1 protein-coding gene is annotated in these 2,949 nt (G+C 57.7%); it reads left to right on the top strand.

What is annotated here, in order from left to right:
- Window positions 1–203: 203 nt before the first annotated feature.
- The coding region (locus tag ACSHSS_RS29930; RefSeq protein ID WP_445545951.1) for a class I SAM-dependent DNA methyltransferase at window positions 204–2,949 on the top strand (2,746 nt) is incomplete at its 3' end.

Genomic DNA, 2,949 nt, shown 5'->3' with positions numbered 1-2,949 from the left:
AGATGTGTATAAGAGACAGCTTCAAACCTGGGTCGCTGCGCGGCCGCCGACCCGCTGTTGCCCGTGGCCGCCGGCAATGGGCTGGGCGCGGACGCAAAAAAGCCGGGCATGGCCCAGCTGCGATACGGCGGCGAAGGCGATACCGGCCAAGATGTCCCCGCACCTTGGCATAATCTAGGCCAAACACACCCTACGCCACACACATGAACGCAGTTGAAATCGAGGCCGCCGTCTCCGAGTTGGCCGAAGCACCGTTTGACGCGGCGGAGTTTCCGTACGCCTTCCTTGCGGCCTTCGGGAACAAAGACACCACGATCGCTCGCCTCCGCAAAGGCGATACCAACAAATCGGACATTCCTGGCGGCGTCCTGCAACGCAACAACATCCACCTCGCCACCTGCGCGCCCGGCCAGGTCAACGCGACGTTGAACGCGCTACGCGCGAGCCCGGAGACCGCGAAGGGCAAGGTGAAGTTCATCCTGGCGACGGACGGCGACACGCTCGAAGCCGAGGAAATGACGAATGGCGAAACGATCGCCAGCGAGTACGCCAAGTTTGCCGGGCACTTCGGCTTCTTCCTGCCGCTCGCGGGTATCTCGACGATCAGGGAAATCAAGGACAGCGCGATCGACGTTCGGGCAACCGGCCGACTGAACAAACTGTACCTGGAACTGCTGAAGGAAAACCCGGATTGGGCGACGGACGAGCGCCGACAGGACATGAATCACTTCATGGCCCGCCTCATCTTCTGTTTCTTCGCCGAAGACACCGGGATTTTCGACGGTCGAGGTCTGTTCACGAAGACCGTCGATCGTATGAGCGATGCTGCGTCGGGCAATACCCATGACGTGATCAGCACGATCTTCCACGCGATGAACGTGCCGACCAAGGATAGCAGTGCCCGCACGAAGGCAAAAATCCCGGGGTGGGCTGACGTCTTCCCGTACGTGAACGGCGGCTTGTTTGGCGGCGGCAACAATGTACCGCGCTTCACGCGCATGGCCCGCACCTATCTGTTGCACGCTGGCCAACTGGACTGGCACGAAATCAATCCGGACATCTTCGGCTCAATGATCCAGGCGGTCGCCGACGACGAGGAGCGCGGCTCGCTTGGTATGCACTACACGAGCGTTCCGAACATTCTGAAGGTGCTCAACCCGCTCTTTCTGGACGACCTGCGCGCCCAACTGGAAGCCGCGGGCGACAACAAGGCGAAGTTGCTGAACCTTCGCAAGCGCATGGCGCGCATCCGCGTTTTCGATCCGGCGTGCGGTTCGGGTAACTTCCTGGTCATCGCGTACAAACAGATGCGCGAAATCGAGGCCGAGATCAATCGCCGCCGTGATGAATCCGATCTACGTTCAGCCATCCCTCTAACGAACTTCCGCGGGATTGAGCTGCGTAGCTTCCCTGCGGAGATAGCCCGCCTCGCGCTCATCATCGCCGAGTACCAGTGCGATGTGCTGTATCGCGGCCAGATGCAAGCCGTGCAAGATTTTCTGCCGCTCGAATCCGAGAACTGGATCACGAACGGCAACGCACTTCGACTCGATTGGTTGGCGCTCTGCCCGCCCACGGGAACGGGCGTAAAGATCGTCTCGGATGACCTTTTCGAGACGCCACTCGATCAACCCGAAATCGACTTCGAGAACGAGGGTGGGGAAACGTATATCTGCGGAAACCCGCCCTATTTGGGCTCAACCTGGCAAACACCAGAGCAGAAAGCCGACTTGGCTTCGATCTTTGATAGCCGCACATCTGGCTGGAAATCTCTTGACTATGTTAGCGGTTGGTTCATGAAGGCCGCGGACTATGGAACTCGCACGAACGCCGCCGCCGCATTTGTAGCGACAAACTCCATCTGTCAGGGGCAGCAGGTACCGATCCTGTGGCCGTTGATTTTCCGCACTGGGCACCAGATAGCCTTCGCGCACACCTCGTTTAAGTGGGCAAACTTGGCAAGTCATAATGCAGGTGTAACTGTCGTGATCGTTGGCATCAGCGGACACGCCGGTACCTCGCGGCAAATCTATACGGTAGGCAACGATGGCAAAGTTGCCCTCAAAGAAGTTGGGCATATCAATGCCTATTTGGTGCCCGGCCCTGATCTTGTCGTCGAAAAACGCAGCAAGCCGGCTCATGGCCTTGGCCTTATGGACTACGGCAATAAGCCAGTGGATGGCGGAAACTTGCTGTTGGGGAAGTCCGAAATCGCATCCCTTCAACTGACGGACGCACAAAAAGAGCAGTTCATCCGCCCTATCTATGGTTCTGCGGAGTTCATTCGTGGGCAGAGTCGGTACTGCCTCTGGATAGGCGAAGGCAATCAAAAGGAAGCGATGGCTATCGCGTCATTGAAGCCCCGGCTTGATGGCGTCCGGAAAATGCGCGCAGATAGTACCAAAGCCGCAACGGTAGAAATCTCCGCCTATCCATATCGCTTCGGCGAGGTGCGCCAGTCCGGAAACGAAACGGTAATCATCGTGCCGAGCGTATCGTCTGAATCGCGCGAATACCTCCCCGTCGGATATATGGCTCGAGGCACCATCGTCAGCAATCTTGCGTTCGCGTTGTACGACGCGCCGCTGTGGAATATGGCGTTGATCGCTTCCCGTCTCCATTTGGTATGGATAGCCACGGTCTGCGGCAAACTGGAAACTCGGTATCGTTATTCCAATACCATTGGTTGGAACACGTTCCCTGTCCCAATGCTCACGGAAAACAATAAAGCCGAACTGACACAGTGCGCCGAAGATATTCTGCTCGCACGTGAAGCACACTTCCCGGCGACAGTGGCGGACCTTTACGACCCGGAAACAATGCCAGAAGACCTTCGTCGCGCTCACGAGCGAAACGACGATGTACTCGAACGCATTTATATCGGGCGTCGGTTCCGCAATGATGCGTATTCCGGCGAACGTGATCACGCATTTCGGCGGATCGTGATCA

The sequence above is a fragment of the Burkholderia sp. BC1 genome, from assembly GCF_052683555.1.
The sequence above is the reverse complement of the archived record's forward strand: the minus strand, read 5'-3'. Positions and strand labels throughout refer to the sequence as shown.